This window comes from Microbacterium sp. TPU 3598 (genome assembly GCF_002356155.1).
Classification (GTDB): Bacteria; Actinomycetota; Actinomycetes; order Actinomycetales; family Microbacteriaceae; genus Microbacterium; species Microbacterium maritypicum_A.
This window is the reverse complement of the sequence record NZ_AP017975.1, coordinates 2,216,434-2,232,103: the sequence shown is the minus strand read 5'-3', so window position 1 is coordinate 2,232,103 and position 15,670 is coordinate 2,216,434. Positions and strand designations below refer to the sequence as shown.

General features: G+C 68.2%; 16 protein-coding genes and 1 tRNA gene. 7 read left to right on the top strand and 10 right to left on the bottom strand.

Going from position 1 to position 15,670, the window contains the following annotated elements:
* Positions 1-29 precede the first annotated feature (29 nt).
* Together nhaA and MST3598_RS18395 are read right to left on the bottom strand one after the other, a co-directional pair.
* The gene (gene nhaA, locus MST3598_RS10625) at positions 30-1,322 is read right to left on the bottom strand and encodes a Na+/H+ antiporter NhaA (protein WP_051670929.1); all 1,293 of its coding nucleotides are present in this window, start codon (positions 1,320-1,322) and stop codon (positions 30-32) included.
* A gap of 67 nt (positions 1,323-1,389) precedes the next feature.
* Entirely contained in the window at positions 1,390-1,563 is a 174-nt protein-coding gene (locus MST3598_RS18395; RefSeq protein ID WP_017831028.1) for a hypothetical protein, read from the bottom strand.
* Positions 1,564-1,635: 72 nt separating this feature from the next.
* Between MST3598_RS18395 and MST3598_RS10620 the strand changes: the two genes are divergently transcribed.
* Positions 1,636-3,276, top strand: coding sequence for an MFS transporter (locus tag MST3598_RS10620; RefSeq protein ID WP_029258426.1), 1,641 nt, complete (start codon positions 1,636-1,638; stop codon positions 3,274-3,276).
* A 23-nt stretch (positions 3,277-3,299) separates the two neighbouring features.
* Here MST3598_RS10620 and MST3598_RS10615 read toward each other — a convergent pair whose 3' ends face one another.
* Both MST3598_RS10615 and MST3598_RS10610 read right to left on the bottom strand, forming a co-directional pair.
* Positions 3,300-3,737, bottom strand: a complete 438-nt coding sequence (locus MST3598_RS10615; RefSeq protein ID WP_029258425.1) for a (R)-mandelonitrile lyase — start codon at positions 3,735-3,737, stop codon at positions 3,300-3,302.
* A gap of 56 nt (positions 3,738-3,793) precedes the next feature.
* Positions 3,794-4,264: a hypothetical protein gene (locus tag MST3598_RS10610; RefSeq protein WP_051670928.1), complete on the bottom strand. Its 471-nt coding sequence runs from the start codon at positions 4,262-4,264 to the stop codon at positions 3,794-3,796.
* A 156-nt stretch (positions 4,265-4,420) separates the two neighbouring features.
* Here MST3598_RS10610 and MST3598_RS10605 point away from each other — a divergent pair, with 156 nt between their 5' ends.
* The 3 genes from MST3598_RS10605 to MST3598_RS10595 all read left to right on the top strand — a co-directional run bounded on the left by MST3598_RS10605 (position 4,421) and on the right by MST3598_RS10595 (position 7,016).
* Positions 4,421-5,305, top strand: coding sequence for an aldo/keto reductase (locus tag MST3598_RS10605; protein ID WP_029258423.1), 885 nt, complete (start codon positions 4,421-4,423; stop codon positions 5,303-5,305).
* Position 5,306: 1 nt separating this feature from the next.
* Positions 5,307-6,062 (top strand): SDR family oxidoreductase, encoded by a 756-nt coding sequence (locus MST3598_RS10600; RefSeq protein ID WP_029258422.1) that lies wholly within the window; start codon positions 5,307-5,309, stop codon positions 6,060-6,062.
* Between the two features lie 93 nt (positions 6,063-6,155).
* On the top strand, positions 6,156-7,016 hold the full coding sequence (locus MST3598_RS10595; protein WP_029258421.1) for a helix-turn-helix transcriptional regulator: 861 nt from the start codon (positions 6,156-6,158) through the stop codon (positions 7,014-7,016).
* Between the two features lie 163 nt (positions 7,017-7,179).
* Here MST3598_RS10595 and MST3598_RS10590 read toward each other — a convergent pair.
* Positions 7,180-7,252 (bottom strand) — tRNA-Arg (locus MST3598_RS10590).
* A 16-nt stretch (positions 7,253-7,268) separates the two neighbouring features.
* Positions 7,269-8,084, bottom strand: a complete 816-nt coding sequence (locus MST3598_RS10585; protein ID WP_029258420.1) for an SGNH/GDSL hydrolase family protein — start codon at positions 8,082-8,084, stop codon at positions 7,269-7,271.
* 92 nt (positions 8,085-8,176) lie between these two features.
* Between MST3598_RS10585 and argS the strand changes: the two genes are divergently transcribed.
* Positions 8,177-9,841: an arginine--tRNA ligase gene (gene argS, locus MST3598_RS10580; protein WP_029258419.1), complete on the top strand. Its 1,665-nt coding sequence runs from the start codon at positions 8,177-8,179 to the stop codon at positions 9,839-9,841.
* A gap of 40 nt (positions 9,842-9,881) precedes the next feature.
* Positions 9,882-10,727, top strand: a complete 846-nt coding sequence (locus tag MST3598_RS10575) for an LmeA family phospholipid-binding protein (protein ID WP_029258418.1) — start codon at positions 9,882-9,884, stop codon at positions 10,725-10,727.
* Between the two features lie 43 nt (positions 10,728-10,770).
* Here MST3598_RS10575 and MST3598_RS10570 read toward each other — a convergent pair whose 3' ends face one another.
* From MST3598_RS10570 to MST3598_RS10555, 4 genes are read right to left on the bottom strand one after another with little or no spacing between them, the layout of a single operon-like run.
* On the bottom strand, positions 10,771-11,520 hold the full coding sequence (locus MST3598_RS10570) for an alpha/beta fold hydrolase (protein WP_029258416.1): 750 nt from the start codon (positions 11,518-11,520) through the stop codon (positions 10,771-10,773).
* 2 nt (positions 11,521-11,522) lie between these two features.
* Entirely contained in the window at positions 11,523-12,104 is a 582-nt protein-coding gene (locus MST3598_RS10565; RefSeq protein WP_029258415.1) for a TetR/AcrR family transcriptional regulator, read from the bottom strand.
* Positions 12,082-12,984, bottom strand: coding sequence for an alpha/beta fold hydrolase (locus MST3598_RS10560; protein ID WP_029258414.1), 903 nt, complete (start codon positions 12,982-12,984; stop codon positions 12,082-12,084). Before MST3598_RS10560 ends, MST3598_RS10565 begins: the two co-directional genes overlap by 23 nt.
* Positions 12,985-13,039: 55 nt before the next feature.
* Entirely contained in the window at positions 13,040-14,086 is a 1,047-nt protein-coding gene (locus MST3598_RS10555) for a YihY/virulence factor BrkB family protein (protein ID WP_172889145.1), read from the bottom strand.
* Positions 14,087-14,233: 147 nt separating this feature from the next.
* On the opposite strand from MST3598_RS10555, the gene lysA reads away from it, so the two are divergent.
* Entirely contained in the window at positions 14,234-15,652 is a 1,419-nt protein-coding gene (lysA, locus tag MST3598_RS10550; RefSeq protein ID WP_029258412.1) for a diaminopimelate decarboxylase, read from the top strand.
* The last annotated feature ends 18 nt before the right edge of the window (positions 15,653-15,670 follow it).

Sequence of the window (15,670 nt, the reverse complement as noted above, 5' to 3'; positions counted from 1 at the left end):
CCTCGGGGAGTCGTCCGTGATCTTCGTGATCAGAGTACGCCCGCACCGGCGTCGTGAACCTCACGACGCCCCCGTGCATTGCTGCGTGCCAGGATGATCCCGCCGAGCAGGGCGGCGATGAACGATCCGACCAGTACCCCGATCTTCACGTGTTCGTCCGCAACCGAGCTCGATCCGTAGGCGAGTTCGCCCACCAGGAGGGACACCGTGAACCCGATACCGGCGAGGAACGCCATTCCGGTCAGATCGGGCCAGCGCAGCGACTCGTCCAGGCGCAGCGCAGGGAGGCGACTCAGCAGGAAGGTCGTGGCGAGGATGCCGATCGGCTTCCCGATCACGAGGCCGACGACGATTCCGATGGTGATCGGGTCCGTGAACGCCGACGTGAGGCCTGCCCACCCGCCGACGGTGACCCCGGCGGCGAAGAAGGCGAAGACCGGGACCGCGAACAGCGTGGCCACGATGCTCCAACGGTCGGCGAAGTGCGCGGCCATACCGTCGTAGACCGGTCGGCCGGCATCGTCCGTGCCGACCCGCACGCGGGCGCGCTCCGTCGCCGTGACGGGCACGACGAAGCCGAGAAGCACGCCGGCGACGGTCGCGTGCACACCGGATGCGTGGATGCACACCCAGACGGCGATGGCGAGGGGGAGCAGGATCCACCACGCCCGCACCCCCTTCGCCACCAGGGCGGCGAATCCCGCCAGCGGCAGCAGCGCCAGGATCAGCCACGGAAAGCTGATGGTGTCGGTGTAGAACGTCGCGATGATAGTGATCGCGATGAGGTCGTCGATGATCGCCAGCGTGAGCAGGAAAACCCGAAGGGCGGGAGGCAGGAACTTGCCGACCACGGCGATCACGGCCACGGCGAACGCGATGTCGGTGGCCGTGGGGATCGCCCAGCCGCGCAGGGCATCCGAACCGCCGGCGGCGTTGATCACGACGAAGATGAGAGCGGGAACCACCACGCCGCCGATCGCGGCCGCGATCGGCAGGGCGGCTCGACGTGGATCGCGCAGGCGTCCGGCGACGAACTCCTCCTTCAGCTCGAGACCGACGACGAAGAAGAAGATCGCCAGCAGCCCGTCGGACGCCCAGGCGCCGACGCTGAGTTCGAGATGCAGTTCCGGGATGCCGAACGTGAAGTCGCGCACGGACTCGTACCAGGGGGCGGCGGGACTGTTGGCGAGGACGAGCGCGGCGAACGTCGCCGCGAGCAGGAGCGACCCGCCGAGGACGTCGCTGCGGGCGTTGGAGCGGATGCCGTTCCACAGCGCATGCGGGGCGAGGGAGAAACGGGCAGGGGAAGAATTCGGGGACACGGAAAAGACCTCACGCGAGAGAAGGGGTGAATGGCGCAGAAGACCACCGCCCCGTTCGAGGCGTGGTCTAGTTCCGTGGCGGCGGGCAGCCGGCGATCTCGCCGTGCGAGAGGGTGCCCCAGACACTGGTCCACCCGTTCGTGCCCGGGTGCAGGATGACCCGCATCCATTCCCTCATCGGGGTCGCCGAACGGAGACGGTGCGGGGCACGCGTCGAACCGGCGATCGAGAGGAGGGGCACGTATCGAGCCTATCGTCGTCCCGCTGGGATACCGCCTACCGCGATCGAATTTCGCTAACTAGGCTAGCGATCATGGAAAGATACGTGCGCTTGCGTTGGCTCGGGCTCGTCTTCATCAGCATCGCGGTCTCGCTGATCATCGTCGATTCGACGATCGTCAACGTGGCGATCCCCGCGATCGTGGAGGACCTCGGCATCACCTCGACCGAGGTCCAGTGGGTGCAGGAGTCGTACACGCTCGTCTTCGCGTCGCTGCTGCTCGTCTTCGGCAGCCTCGCCGACCGTTTCGGTCGGCGCCGGGTGATGATCATCGGCGTCGTCGTCTTCGGAGCCTCGTCGGTGGTCGCCGCCCTGTCGCCGGACGGCGGCATGCTCATCCTGGCCCGACTGGCGCAGGGCGTCGGCGGTGCGATGATCCTCCCCACCACCCTCTCGATCATCAACGCGACCTTCCGAGGCAGGGAGCGCGGAATCGCGTTCGCCGTATGGGGTTCCACGATCGGCGGCATGGCGGCCGTCGGTCCGCTCCTCGGCGGGTGGCTCACGACCGCCTACTCGTGGCGCTGGGCTTTCGGCATCAACATCCCCCTCGGCATCATCATCGTGATCGGCGTGCTCCTGACCGTCGCGGAATCGCGCAGCGACCGCGTCTCCCGCGTCGACATCATCGGAGCATTGCTGTCGATATCGGCGATGGGAAGCCTCGTGTTCGGCCTGATCGAGGGACGGACCTACGGCTGGTGGCTCGTCGACACGCGGCCGCAGATCGGTGACTGGGCCTGGCCGTGGGAGCTGTCGCCGATCCCGCTGTTCTTCGCCGTCGCCGTCCTCGCCGTCATCGCGTTCATCCTGTGGGGACGGCACCGCGAACGGGTGGGGAAGTCGACGCTGCTGGCGCTGCGGCTGTTCTCGATCTCCTCGTTCCGCAACGGGAACATCGCCGCAGCGGTGGTGTCGTTGGGGGAGTTCGGCATCATCCTCGCGCTTCCGCTCTGGCTGCAGTTCGTGCTCGGTTTCGAAGCCGTGCAGACAGGGCTGCTCCTGCTCGCGCTGGCGGGCGGATCGTTCCTCGCCAGCGGTGTCGCCGGAGCCTCGAGCGGAAAGGTCGCCCCGGTCTGGGTGGTGCGTGCCGGCCTCATCGCCGAGATCATCGGTGTCGCGGGAGTCGGCTTCGTCATCGGCCCTGACGCATCCTGGGGACCGCTCATCCCGTTCCTCTTCGTCTACGGACTCGGTGTCGGCCTCGCCACGGCGCAGCTGACCGGGGTCGTGCTCGCCGAGGTGCCGGTCGCGGACAGCGGGGCGGCCTCGGGCACGCAGTCCACGTCTCGGCAGATCGGCGCCGCCCTCGGCGTCGCTGTTCTTGGCACTGTTCTCTTCACCAGCACCGCCGGGATCCTCGCGTCTTCGCTCGACGAGCGCGGTGTCCCCGCCGCCCAGCGCGACCAGATCGTGTCGGCCGTGGTCGACAGCGCAGGGGCGGCGATCAGCGGGCTGGAGTCGAATGCCGCGACCGCTGATGTGGCCGATGATGCCAAGGCCGCCTTCTCCGAAGGGACCCGCTACGCCGCCTGGACAGCGGCAGGGTTCCTCGCCCTCGGCCTGCTCGCCACCGTGTCCCTCGGATCGACCACGGTGCGCACCCGACCGGAGGACGAGGACGGGCGGACGGAGGAAGAAGGCCGCCAGCAAGACGACGAAAGAGCAATCTGACGGAGGGCGTCGCCACTCCCGCCCTACTGTCGCGAAGCAGGATCTCCGGTCCGCCGGTCGAAGCGCCCCGCGTAGTCGTCGTCGGTGATGTGCTCTTTCCACTCCGTGGTCTCCGCCGGGTCGTCCGCGTTCTCGAGCATGGCGATGTGCTCCATGAAAGAGTCTCCCGCAGCGGCGTGCCAGTGATCCTGTCCAGGCGGCGTGTACAGCGTCTCTCCGGGGTGCACGTCGATGATCTGCCCGTCGCGCGTCCCGAAGCGGGCGACGCCCTGGGTGACACGAAGGTACTGACCTCTGGCGTGCGAGTGCCACGCGGAGCGCGCACCTGGTGCGAACTTGACGATGGCCACGGTCATCCGTTGGTCCCCATCGTGCGGTGCGGCGATTCGGTCCACCCAGACGTCTCCCACGAACTGGTCTGCAGTGTTCTTGGCGGTCGGTGTGGTCGGTTCGAGGTTCACAGTGGCGTTCCCATCGCAGTGAAGGAGAAGGGGGGCAGAGGAGGCGGGGAGTCGGGTCAGCGGAGGGCATTCTCGCGGATGTCGGCGAGCGCGTTCATGAACCCTTCAGAACATCCGCTGGATCCCGCGAGTCGGTCGACCACGATGTCGTCGAGCGGCGTGCCCACCACCTCTCTCGGGAGGGCATCAGCGAACCGTTGTTGATACCCCAGCGAGACCTCGTCATCTGCCGGCGTGGTGATGTCGACGTCTGTGACGATGCCGTTCTCGATGGTGAGAGTCACGTCGTGATGGGACGGGAGCGAGCCATACCAGCCGCGTGCGGAGTACTCTCCGTCACGATAGGTGTCCGTGGTCACGGCGTCTCCCTCGACCCTCGGTGGTGCTGATGGTGCCGAGACGTCGGGCCGTGCATCGTCTGATCCGGCGCATCCGGCGATCGAGACGGCCGATGCCACGATGCCGACAGCAGCGGCGACCCGGCGCCCGACTTTCGTGGGGCGTTGCGGGGAAGCGGTGCGGGCCATGTTTCGACGGTACGCCCGTACCTCATCGCCTGGGGTGCTCTGCTGTTACCTGGATAGGTGGCCCCTGGTGCTGCGTTGCGGCGGGCGGGACTGACCGCTTATCCGTGTAACGACAGTCACTCCCAGGTGCTGATGGATGGTCATAGTGTCGATCCCATGACGAACACTCACCTCACCCTGAACAACGGCGTCGAGATGCCCGCATTGGGTTTCGGCGTCTTCCAGACGCCACCGGACGAAACGGTCGAGGCTGTCTCTTCCGCCCTCTCCACGGGGTACCGTCTCATCGATACCGCCGCCGCATACGCCAACGAGCGAGGAGTGGGCGACGCCATCAAGGCGTCCGGTCTTTCCCGCGACGACGTGTTCATCGAGTCGAAGGTCTGGATCAGCGACTACGGCTACGACCAGACGCTGCACGCATTCGAGAAGAGCGCCCGCAAGCTCCAGGTCGACGTCATCGACCTCTTCATCCTCCACCAGGCCCTCCCCGGTGAGTTCGACAAGACCATCGCCGCCTACACGGCGCTGGAGACTCTCCTCGCCGAGGGCAAGGTCCGCGCCATCGGCGTGAGCAACTTCATGGTCGACCACCTCACGACGCTGCTCGCGCAGACCGAGATCGTGCCGGCGGTGAACCAGATCGAGGTGCACCCGTACTTCCAGCAGCGCGAGCTGCAGGCGTTCGGCAAGGACCGCGGCATCCTCACACAGGCCTGGTCGCCCATCGGCGGCATCACGTCCTACCGAGGGGACGATTCCCAGAGCACGTTCAACGACCCCGTCATCGTCGCCATCGCCGACGCGCATGGAAAGTCGGCAGCGCAGGTGATGCTCCGCTGGCACATCCAGAACGGCGTCCAGGCCATCCCCAAGTCGGTGAAGCCTGCTCGTATTGCGGAGAACTTCGACGTGTTCGACTTCGAACTCACCGACGACGAGATCGCTCGCATCGACGCTCTCGATACCGGCGTTCGCGGGGGCCCGGAGCCCGAGGTCATCACGCTCGAGGCGTTCGGTCGCGATATCCCGGAGAACTGACATGACCGAGCAGTCCACGGTTCTCGTCGTGGGGGCGACCGGAAGCATCGGCGTGCACGTCGTCCGCGAGGCTCTCACGAGAGGACGACACGTGCGCGCGTTGGTGCGTGACGCATCTCGCGCCGCGCGGGTCCCGGAGGGCGCGGAGATCGTCATCGGCGATCTCACCTCGGCCGAGACGCTGGCGGACGCTGTCGCCGGGGTCGGCTCCGTGGTCTTCGTCCACGGCTCCCATGGTGGCCGTGGTGTCGCAGAGAAGGTCGACTACGGAGCAGTGGCCAACGTGCTCACTGTGCTCGACGGACGCCCTGTGCGCATCGCCCTGATGACCGCTGTCGGCACGACGGATCGGGCGAACGAAGGTCACGACTGGAAACGGAGGGCCGAGCGCCTCGTCCGCGCGTCCGGCAACCGGTACACGGTCGTCCGCCCCGGCTGGTTCGACTACAACGCACCGGACGAGCGCCACATCGTCTTCCGCCAAGGGGACCAGTACAGCACGGCCTCGCCGGCAGACGGGGTCATCGCCCGCGACCAGATCGCGCGCGTGCTGCTCGACTGTCTGGAGATCGACGCGGCGGACCACCGAACCCTCGAATTGGTCGCGGAGCGAGGGGCAGCGCAGGAGGACCTGGCCCCCGAGTTCGAGGCGCTCGTCCGAGATACTGGAATCGACGGCGCACTCGACATGCCGAACATGCCTCTCACCGACGAACCGGCCACCGTGCGGGACGACCTGAGCCGGCTCGGCCGGTAGCTCGTCGACCGGCGGCTCGTGAGCGCCGCCGGTCGGTACGTATCCGCACACGACACCCATCCACACACGACGGGAAGGCACGACGTGGCAGGCATGACACAACGAGCCGAGGTGAGTGAGTTCCTCTCCACGCGGCGAGCACGACTCACCCCGGAGCAGGCCGGCATCATCGGCGGAGGCCGACGACGTGTCACCGGTCTCCGCCGCGAAGAGGTGGCCATGTTGGCCGGGATGAGCGTCGACTATTACGCCAGGATGGAGCGCGGCAACCTGTCCGGCGTCTCCCCGGAAGTGCTCGAGTCGCTCGGGCGCGCACTCCACCTCGACGACGCCGAGCTCGCCCACCTCCATGACCTCGCCCGAAACGCCGCCCCGAACCGTTCTGCACGCGCACGTCCGCGGGCTGCGACGCCCGTCATCCGGCCCGCGCTTCAGCGACTCCTGGACAGCATCAGCGTTCCCGCCTACATCTCGAACGCACGCAAGGACTTCCTCGCCGTGAACGTCATCGGTCGGGCCGTCTTCGCGCCGATTCTGGACGACGCCGCCAATCAGCGCAACAACGCCCGCTACACGTTCTTCAACCCCGCTGCGCAGAACTTCTACGTCGATTGGGAGTCCGGGGCCAACAGCATCGTCGCCTCACTCAGAATCGAAGCGGGACGCAACCCGCACGACAAGGACCTCACCGATCTGATCGGCGAACTCGTCACGCGTAGTGACGTCTTCCGTACGCGCTGGGCAGCCCACGATGTTCGCTTCCACCGCACCGGAAGCAAACGGATCCACCATCCGGACGTCGGGGCGCTCCTCTTCGACTACGAGGGTTTCGAGCTGCCTGCGGATCCCGGGCTCGTCATGTTCACCATGACCCCCTCGCCGGGCGGCGCCACCGAAGAGCGTCTCCGATTGCTGGGGAGTCTGTCCGCCATGGAGAGCGCTCAGTCGGAGTGATCCACCGACGTCGAGCGGGCCCGGTGCTCGCCATGACGGGGGTCCGAAGCCCCACTAGTGCTCGCCGGTCCTGTGTACGAGAAAAGCCGCCTGAAACCAGGCGGCTTTCTCATACTCGGATGGACTTCGTATGGATTGACGTTCCATTCGCGTACAACGTGTGTGCCCCCGACAGGAGTCGAACCTGCGACCTACGGTACCGGAAACCGGCGCTCTATCCACTGAGCTACGGAGGCGTACCGATCGACAATATCACTCGTCGGGGGTGGTCTCCGACCCACCGGCCACGGTGACGGGCGCGGCGCGCAGTTCGTCCAGCGCCGCAGCGAGCTTCTCGGCCAGATAACGGTGGCCGTCCGTGGAGGGATGCTGGCGTCCCGCGTCCACGTCGATCACGTCGAGGTAGTTCTGCGGGGTGATCCAGTCCTGGGCGATGGGGGAGATGTACCACCAGCCGCGTGCGGCGGCGAGCTCGGAGAGATCCGCGTCGATACGCGCGGTGGCCGTGCCCACGGGGAGCTCGTGCGGCGCCGGACCGAGCACCACGATCGTCGCCTCCGGGTAGGTGGCGGCCATCGCGTCCCACGCGGCGTTGACGGCCTCGCGGTACCCGGCGACACCCTGTGCGCGGTCGTTGATGGACCCCTGGAGGATGACGAGATCCGGCGAGAGGGACGGGTCGAGGGCGGCGATCCGCTCGCCGAAGGAGGGGCCGTCGATCCCGGGCTTCAGGTATCCGCTCCCGCGGACTCCGTTCACGACGGTTTCGCCGTCGAGCAGGTCCGCCAACAGGTAGGCGTAGCCGAGGGTCGGGACGGTCGCCGCCGAACCGTAGGTCCAGGAGTCGCCGAACACCAGCACGGTCGGATGCTCCGGCAGGACGAGCGGCGCCGGAGCGATGACCGCCGAGGGGCCGGATGCCGCATCGGCGGGTGCGCTGATCGGAGTCGTGGAGGGCGCCGGGATCCATGGCCGCCACACGCCGAGGACCACTGCCGCGACGGCGATGAGCAGGCCGGCGGCGATACCGGCGGCGCCCACTCGGCGACGGGTGGCGGGCGGCTTCATGGCATGAGAGTAGATCACTGGAGGCCGAACGCAAATTCGGGGAGCCCCGCGCCGTCGGTCGTGACCTTCCGGCCCCGTAAACTGGGGAGGCTATGAACCCCGAAACTCTCGCCGCAGCCGTCCTCGCCGTCCTCGCACCGATCGCCGAGGAACGACGTCCCGGCGAGCCGCTGGAGCTCTCCGCATCCGACATCGTGCTCGAGCGCCCCCGCAACCGCGACCACGGCGACTGGTCCTCGAACATCGCCATGCGCATGGCCAAGCCGTTCGGCACGAACCCGCGCGAGCTCGCGCAGCAGATCGTCGACGGCCTCGCCGACGTCGACGGCATCGCCAGCGCTGAGGTCGCGGGCCCCGGGTTCATCAACATCCGTCTCGATGCCGCAGCGGCGGGTGCGCTGGCGAAGGTCATCGTCGATGCCGGTAGCGCTTATGGCACGAACGCGTCGCAGGCGGGAGTGAGCGTGAACGTCGAGTTCGTCTCCGCGAACCCGACCGGTCCGCTGCACATCGCCCATACGCGCTGGGCTGCTCTCGGCGACTCGATCGTGCGTCTGCTCCTCGCGAGCGGTGCGAACGCCGTGCGTGAGTACTACATCAACGACGCCGGTGCGCAGATGGAGCGCTTCGCGAGCTCGGTGCTCGCGGCGGCGAAGGGCGAGCCCACCCCCGAGGGCGGCTACCCGGGCGCGTACATCACGACCCTCGCCGGCCGTGTTCTCGAGGCGCGACCCGACCTGCTGCAGCTGCCGGATGCCGAGCAGTCCGCCGTCGCGATGGAACTCGCGTACGAATTCCAGCTCGCCGAGATCAAGAGCTCGCTGGACCGCTTCAACGTGCCGTTCGACGTCTGGTTCTCGGAGCGCACGCTGCACGCCAAGGATGCGTCCGGCACGAGCCTGATCGACCAGGCCGTCGACCGTCTGCGCGAACAGGGACACGTGTTCGACGACGAGGGCGCCGTGTGGGTGCGCACGACCGACTTCGGTGACGACAAGGATCGTGTCATCCGCCGGTCGAACGGCGAGTACACGTACTTCGCCGCCGACGCCGCCTACTACCTGAACAAGGGCGACCGCGGCTTCCAGAACAAGATCTACCTTCTCGGCGCCGACCACCACGGTTACGTGCACCGCCTCAAGGCCGTCGCCGGAGCGGCAGGAGAGGACCCGGAGAAGAACGTCCAGGTGCTCATCGGCCAGATGGTGTCGATCAACGGTGCGCGCCTCAGCAAGCGTGCGGGAAACATCATCGAGATGGATGATCTGCTCGACTGGCTCGGTAGCGATGCGCTGCGATACTCGCTGGAGCGCTCGCCCGCCGACTCGCCGCTCGACCTCGACCCCGAGCTTCTGCAGAAGCGCACGAACGACAATCCGGTGTTCTACGTGCAGTACGCCCACGCGCGTACCCACAACGTCGCACGCAACGCCGGCCAGTCCGGTGTGGACCGCTCGGAGTTCGCTCCCGAGACGCTCACGCACGAGACCGAGGCGGCGCTGCTCGGTGCGCTGCAGGAGTTCCCGCGCATCGTGGCGTTCGCCGCCGAGGTGCGCGAACCGCACCGTGTCGCCCGGTACCTCGAGGAGCTCGCCGGCCTGTACCACCGCTGGTACGACAACTGCCGCGTGATCCCGCTGAGCGAAGACCCGATCGAGAGCGTCCACCGCACCCGGCTGTGGCTCAACGACGCCACAGGTCAGGTGCTGCGCAACGGACTCGAGCTCCTCGGCGTCTCCGCACCAGAGCGGATGTAGTGCGGCTCGGCGTTCTTCTCGGTGCGGCAGGATGGCAGGCATGAGCGACGACAACCACACCCTGCCGTACCCCGACGCCGCCGCGGAGCATCCGACGCTCGTGATCCCCGGTTCCGCCTCCGCTCAGGAGGCGGCCGCGCCGCGCACACGGCCCCGCTGGCCATGGGTGCTGCTGATCGTGGTCGTCGTGCTCGCAGTGCTCGTGGTCGCTGCGGAACTCATCGCTCGCGCCGTGCTCCCCGGCGTCGTGCGGTCGATCGTCGTGGAACAGCTCGACCTGCCCGCCGACCAGCAGCTCGACGTCGAGACGCAGGGGCTCCTGCTGCCGCAGCTGATCGGCGGCACCCTCGACACGCTGCGTCTGTCGACGGATTCGGTGACGTTGGAGGGCATCACGGGCGCCGTCGATGTGACAGCGACGGACGTCCCGCTGCACGGCGGCGATCTGGGCGGCGCCTCCGGGACCATCCGCATCGATCAGGAGCAGTTCACGTCTCTGCTCGCCGGGACCGATCTGCCCGTCGACTCCGTGGAGTTCGCCGCCCCGAACGCCACGGTGAGCGGGTCGATCAGCGTGCTCGGGGCCGCCGTTCCGCTGTCGCTCACGCTCACGCCCGGCACGGTCGACGGCGACCTCGAGCTGACACCGGTGGCCGCGAGCATCGGCGGACTCGACATCGATCTCGACCGGGTCGCTTCCACTCTCGGATCCCTCGGCGAAGGCCTGACCCAGCCGCAACGGGTGTGCATCGCCGATCAGCTACCCGCAGGCCTCGCCCTCACCGGTCTCGAGGTCGTCGACGGTGCGGCCGTGATCGATATCGATGTCGACGGGGCGATCGTCACCGACACCACGCTCCAGGACAAGGGCGTCTGCCCGAGCTGACCCCGAGTCGTCTTCCGGCGGCGCTCTGACCCGGCGTCCCGGGCTACGCGGGGTGAGGGGGCTCGTCGAGCGTCGCCTCGATGTGTCGGGCGAGCCACGAGGGACGCTGCAGGGGGATGCCGTGTCCGCAGTCGTCGACGACGCGCAGATCGCTGTGGGGGAGTGAGGCGTGGAGCAGAGCCGCTGAGCGCTTCATGAGCGACCTCTCCTTCCCCCCGACGAGGATCGACGCCGCTCCGGGATACGACTGCCAGGCTGGCGGTGGTGAGAATCGAAGGTTCTCCTCGACGGAGCGCAGCAGACTCTCCCGTGAGATGCCGGCCGACGTACGCACGTAGTCGTCCAGGAGCTTGTCCGGGATGAACAGCTCCCGGGCCTGCATCCGGGCGAACCACTGCTTCTTCGCGAGGCCGGCGGTCGCGCCGAGAAGGGCGAGTGTGGGACGGGTCGCCCACATCGGAGCGGCCTGTGCGCTGACCACGACGACGTTCCGCACCCTCTCTGCGTGTTGAGCTGCGAGCTGCAAGGTCAGCTGGGCGCCGAGTGAGAAGCCGACGACCGTGGCGGGTCTCCCGAGGTCGTCCAGCAGGCGGGCGAGGGCCGTGGTCGTGACCGCGTGAGACACATATGCCTCGTCGGTGCTGTGACCATGTCCGGGAAGATCGGGGACGACGATGCGTAGACCCTCGCCGAGGTGCGCGCGCAGCGGCTCCCACATCCACCCGGCGACACCTCCACCGTGCAGGAGCAGTAGGGGATGTCCGTCGCGTGCTCCGAAGCTCTCCACGTGCATGGTCAGGTCCTCTCGAAGGTCTCGGCCATGCGGCCGATCGTGTCGATCGCGCGTTCGAGTTGCGCGGAGTCGAACGGCCCGAGCAGTCGTGCCGCCGAGAGGAGGCCGATCGACGCGCTCGAGAGCGCGAGGGCGAGCGCCTCGACGTCCACGTCCGCCACGATCTCGCCGCGCCGTTGCAGGCCGTGCAGCCACTCGACGACGCGTCGCTGCCGATCGCGATACCGGCTGTCCGTGATCTCCGCCACGTGCGCACCGAGGATGCCACGGTCGTCGAGGAACGCCGCCGTCATGAGCGCATCGGCACTCAGCGCGCGTGCGGAGGCGCGATACGCAGAACTCAGGCGGGGTCGGTCGCCCAGTTCGCGGCTCACGCGGTCATTCATGCGCGCCGTCCCGCGCTGCAGGAGTGCATCGAGGATCTCCCGCTTGCCGCTGAATTCCAGATAGACCGCACCCTTGCCGATCCCGGCGCCGTCGGCGATCGACGACACGCTCACGCTGTCGAAGCCTTGCGCGAGCACCAGTCGTTCGGCCGCGTCGAGGATGCGCTCGCGACGGTCAGGGACGCGGGGTCTGGGCACCGCCGCTCCTTTCCAGGTGTTCCCGCATGGCCGGGATGACGAGGTCGGGGCGGTCGCGCTGCACCCAGTGTCCGGCACCGGGTACGGTCACCAGCGACCCCACCGGCAGCTGCTCGGCGGCGATCCGGATGCGCGCGAGGGGAACGCCGGAGTCACGATCGCCGTGCACGAGGAGCGTGGGCGTCGTGATCGAAGGCAGCTGCTCGACGTACACGGTGCGCAGTCGATTCCAGAGCACCTGATCGCGCTGCCATTCCCCGAACGTCTCCAGGCCGGTGCCGGTGGCGGCCTCGGCGAGCACCGCATCCACGAGTTCAGGCGTGCGCGCTGTCGGGTTCCGCACCAGCTCTCGCAGCCCTCGTTCCATCGCCGAACGGTTGTGCGCGTACGCGCGGGTCATCCGGGCGAGCAGACCCGAACGCAGCAGGAGGAATGTGCCGAAGTGCGTGAACCGACCGGAGAAGCCGTCGGCCAGACGGGGCATCAGACCGTAGCATCCGAGCAGTATCGCTGATCGTGCGCGGCCGGGTCGATCCAGGAGATGCCCGACCGCCATGCCGCCGCCGAGTGAGAGGCCGGCGACGGCGTAGTCGGCGAGACCGATCCCGTCGACGAGCTCGCCCACGTATCGCACGAGCCGTTCCTGAGTGAGCGGCCGGTCCGGACGTGGACTCTGCCCGAAGCCCGGATGGTCGGGCGCGATCACGCGATGCCCCGCCTCGGCGAGAGCATGTCCGACCGCACTCCACGAGAGTTCGGCGTTATCGGCACCGCCGCCGTGCAGGAGCAGGACGGGCATACCGGACTCGCATGCCGGTCGCCACTCCAGAGCGGAGACCGTGGCATGGGGGAGGACGATGCTCGTGCGTCGGGGATCCATGGCATCCTCTCGTTGTGACCAATCTACTTGATCTGGTCACAACGAGGGCACCCGGTCACGAAGTGGTTTCAGGACTCGCGGCCTTCTGCGCCGCTCGCAGTTCGGCCGTGGCGATCTGCACGTCGACCTCCGCGCGCTGCAGTCTTCGCTGCGGAAACGTGGTCGCCGCGAACTTCGCGTGCACGCGATCGGACTTCTCCTCTTCGGCCGTCACGATGTAGGCGCAGGCGAATAGCATCACCTGTGCGGAGAAGTTCAGCCAGATCAGCAGCGCGAGCAGCGAGGCGAACGAGGCCAGCAGCGGATTGCTCGTGGCGCCACCCACGAAGAGGCCAGACAGCTCCTGCAGTGCCAGGAGTCCCAGCGCGCCCAGCAGCGCACCGGACCAGAGCGATCGAGGCGACGGGCGGACTCCGGACAGCAGGCGGAACACACCGATGATGATCACCGCGTCCAGGGCGAAGACGACCACGAGCGACACCAGGCGCACCGTCCAGGCCGCGACGGGTGAGTCCTCGGGAAGGCCGAGCATTCCGGCGATCCATGTGACGCCGAGCTGGCCGGCGAAGGTGAGGAAGGCCGAGGCGACGAACGCGACACCGATGCCGAGCGCGAGCGCGAGGTTGCGCAGGATCACCCAGATCCAGAGGATGTCGTCCTGCACGGTCCCGGCGAGCACGCGCACGGCCGTGCGCAGTGAGCCGATGGCGCCGAGCGCGGACCCCACGAGGGCGACGAGGGAGATGATCCCGGCGATCGACAGCGAGGCGGGCGCACGCAGATCCTCGGTCTTGATCACGCCATCCTCGCCGATGAGCCCCGGTACCGCCGCCTGCACGGAGTCGATGATCGCCTGCCAGGCCACGGGATTCCCGGCGAGCCACAGCGCCGCGATGGAGAAGCCCAGCAGCACGCCGGCGAACACGCTGAAGAGCGCCCGGTACGTGACGCTGTCGGCGAGCATCGGTCCGCGACGCTCGGTGTAGAGCAACGCGGCGCGCACCGGTCGGCGCGCGAGAGCCCAGGCGATCACCGGCCCGGTGATGCGCGCGATGAGTCCCGGCTCTGCGGGGGAGTCTGATCTCGTTTCGCTGTTCGTCACCCCCCCACACTATGAGGCGACGCCGGTCGCCCGCAGGGGCTTGACGCCGCGCGTCACCCTGACCAAGGGCGACCGGGCGGTGCCCTAGAATCGGGTCAGCCTCGATGTGCGTGCCCCGCCCGAGATCCTTCCCACGATTGGTGATCAGTGCTTCTCCCTGCCGATTCGCTCGCTCCGGAATGGCTCGCCGTCCCCGAAGACGCGAACGACCTCGCCGACGGCGTCTGGCCCGCCTCCGCGGTACGCGATCCCGACGGCGTTCTCGACATCGCGGGCGTCAGCGCCACCACGCTCGCCCGCACCTACGGCACCCCGCTGCTGGTGCTCGACGAAGACGAGGTGCGGGGGCGTGCACGGCGGTTCCGGCTCGCCTTCGACCAGGCGGCGGCCGAGAACGGCACCACGGCTCAGGTCTATTACGCGGGCAAGGCATTCCTCTGCACCACGGTCGCGCGGTGGGTGGTCGACGAGGGACTTCGCGTCGACGTGTGCACCGGGGGAGAGCTGGCGGTGGCTCTCGCGGCCGGTGTCGTGCCGGCATCCATCGGCTTCCACGGCAACAACAAGTCGGTCGCCGAGCTGGAGAGAGCCGTCGAGGTCGGCGTCGGCACGATCATCGTCGACAGCGCCGTCGAGATCGAGCGCCTCGCGGCGATCACCGCTCGCACCGGAGCCACGCAGCGCGTGCTGGTGCGCGTGATCAGCGGGGTCCATGCCGAGACCCATGATTTCCTCGCGACCGCTCACGAGGACCAGAAGTTCGGCTTCCCGCTCCCGGATGCGGAGAAGGCCGTCGCGCGCATCCGTGAGATCCCCGGCCTGGTCTTCGCCGGTCTGCACTGCCACATCGGATCGCAGATCTTCGGCGTCGCCGGGTTCCGCGAATCGGCGTCCCGCGTGCTCGACCTGCATGCGGCGCTGCTCGAGGGCGGCCCCGTGCCGCAGCTCAACCTCGGCGGCGGCTTCGGCATCGCCTACACGCGCGTCGACGACCCGACGCCCATCGAGGAACTCGCAGGCGCGATCATCACCGCCGTCGCCGAGGACTGCGCCGCTCGGGGCATCCCCGTCCCCGCGCTCTCGTTCGAGCCGGGCCGAGCCATCGTCGGCACGGCGGGCGTCACGATATACGAGGTCGGCACGACCAAGGACGTCACGATCGATTCCGGAGCCGTGCGCCGCTACATCAGCGTCGACGGCGGCATGAGCGACAACGCGCGTCCCGCTCTGTACGGGGCCCAGTACTCCGCACGGCTCGCCTCCCGCGTGGGCGGGGGCGAGCCCCGTCTCAGCCGTGTGGTCGGCAAGCACTGCGAGTCCGGCGACATCGTCGTCGACCACGAGTACCTGCCCGAAGACCTCGTGCCGGGCGATCTGCTCGCGGTTCCGGCGACCGGCGCGTACTGCGTCTCGCTCGCGAGCAACTACAACCATGTGCCGCGTCCGCCGGTCGTCGCCGTGCGCGATGGACGTTCTACGGTCATCGTCCGCGGCGAGACCATCGACGACGTGCTGGCCCGCGACGCGGGCATCGACGGGGCGAGCGCCCCCGAGGGAGACCAATGACCCACCTCCGAAGGAGTA

Excerpts from the sequence above, each read along its gene's own strand:
- MST3598_RS10595 (WP_029258421.1), top strand. The coding sequence starts at position 6,156 with ATGACACAACGAGCCGAGGTGAGTGAGTTCCTCTCCACGCGGCGAGCA.
- MST3598_RS10585 (WP_029258420.1), bottom strand. The coding sequence starts at position 8,084 with ATGAAGCCGCCCGCCACCCGTCGCCGAGTGGGCGCCGCCGGTATCGCC.
- MST3598_RS10610 (WP_051670928.1), bottom strand. The coding sequence starts at position 4,264 with ATGGCCCGCACCGCTTCCCCGCAACGCCCCACGAAAGTCGGGCGCCGG.
- argS (WP_029258419.1), top strand. The coding sequence starts at position 8,177 with ATGAACCCCGAAACTCTCGCCGCAGCCGTCCTCGCCGTCCTCGCACCG.
- MST3598_RS10575 (WP_029258418.1), top strand. The coding sequence starts at position 9,882 with ATGAGCGACGACAACCACACCCTGCCGTACCCCGACGCCGCCGCGGAG.
- MST3598_RS10620 (WP_029258426.1), top strand. The coding sequence starts at position 1,636 with ATGGAAAGATACGTGCGCTTGCGTTGGCTCGGGCTCGTCTTCATCAGC.
- MST3598_RS10570 (WP_029258416.1), bottom strand. The coding sequence starts at position 11,520 with ATGCACGTGGAGAGCTTCGGAGCACGCGACGGACATCCCCTACTGCTC.
- MST3598_RS10600 (WP_029258422.1), top strand. The coding sequence starts at position 5,307 with ATGACCGAGCAGTCCACGGTTCTCGTCGTGGGGGCGACCGGAAGCATC.
- MST3598_RS10605 (WP_029258423.1), top strand. The coding sequence starts at position 4,421 with ATGACGAACACTCACCTCACCCTGAACAACGGCGTCGAGATGCCCGCA.
- MST3598_RS10560 (WP_029258414.1), bottom strand. The coding sequence starts at position 12,984 with ATGGATCCCCGACGCACGAGCATCGTCCTCCCCCATGCCACGGTCTCC.